This window comes from Lacticaseibacillus zhaodongensis (genome assembly GCF_009687905.1).
GTDB classification, from domain to species: Bacteria; Bacillota; Bacilli; order Lactobacillales; family Lactobacillaceae; genus Lacticaseibacillus; species Lacticaseibacillus zhaodongensis.
This window is the reverse complement of sequence record NZ_BLBG01000040.1, coordinates 1-1,265: the sequence shown is the minus strand read 5'-3', so window position 1 is coordinate 1,265 and position 1,265 is coordinate 1. Positions and strand designations below refer to the sequence as shown.

General features: G+C 53.2%; 1 protein-coding gene. It reads right to left on the bottom strand.

Features of this window, described 5'->3' with window-relative positions; all coding sequences use genetic code 11:
• Window positions 1-59 precede the first annotated feature (59 nt).
• Entirely contained in the window at window positions 60-1,145 is a 1,086-nt protein-coding gene (locus GN107_RS11280) for an IS30 family transposase (protein ID WP_155287937.1), read from the bottom strand.
• Window positions 1,146-1,265: the final 120 nt, after the last annotated feature.

Genomic DNA, 1,265 nt, shown 5'->3' with positions numbered 1-1,265 from the left:
CGCAAATTGCAAGAACAAGTTAGCCACCTGGCCCGATCCGGCGTATGAAAGCCTGTTATCTATGAAGTTGGTGAGTTAGTCGGCGTCGACGCTTTAGCCGCCCGGCGTCGGACCTGAGCGGATTCCGCCACGAATCGTTCTGTGGGGGTCTGGTACTTCAGGATGTGACGTGGGAGGTCGTTGATCTTACGTCCGGCCTCGGCCACCTCCTGAGGGCCTACGGTATCTAGAGACAGGCCCTTGGGGAAGTCCCGTCGCAGCATCCGGTTATGGGCTTCGTTGGTGCCGCGCTCGCTGGAGCGATAAGGATGGGCGTAGTATACGTCAGCGACTCCGTCGAGTACGAATGACAAGTCTGCGAACTCTGAACCGTTGTCCGCCGTGACGGTCTTGATGATGTCCCCGTGGTCCTTGACGATAGCGCGCATGGCATAGTTAACCGAGTCCGCATCACGACCATCAATCAGGCGCACGAACTGGAAGCGGGTTTTGCGCTCAATCAGTGTCATCAGTACACTCTCCTGGCCATTGCGCTTACCAACTATGGTGTCTAGCTCGAAATTGCCGAACTCTCTACGAGAGTCCACACGCTTTGGCCTGTCGTCAATACTGCGACCCGTCAGCATGCGTTGGAACTTGTGGTTGGCCTTATGCTTCACACGTCTACTAGGCTTCTCAAGCAGATCAATATTTCGCACCTCCAGTAGCTGAGCGTCGATATAGTTGTAAAGCGTCGCAGTACAAACCATTTCGTCGGGCAAATATAGCCCCTCTGCCCTAGCGCGGCCAACGGCCGCGTCAGGTGACCAGCTATCCTCTTGAAAGTGGCTTGTAAAGTAGGTAATGAAGTCCTGGACCTTCGAGAGCTTAAGCGGACGACGGCAGCGCTGGCGGTTTTCCTGATAACGTATCTGGGCAGTTTCAGGACTGTAAACACTATAGTAGTGCAGCTTGCCGTTGACCTTCTCGACCTGGTCAGTCTGCCCGCGAGCAATTTCGTTGGCGATGGTTTGGCGATTGATACCGAGGCGGTCGGCAATCTTTCGATTGGACTTTTCTTGCGCGTGGAGAACTGCGATTTCTCCACGCTCAGATGGGGTTAGGTGGTGACCTTTAACGTGAGGCGTGATAAGCTGGTCTTGCATCAAGACATCCTTCTTTCATTGTTTGTATGGTAGCTTCAATGATAACAGGACTTTTGTCTTGGTGTTTTTTATCGTCTCAAATTTGAGGCGATGGTGGCTAACTTGATTCTAAAACGCGGG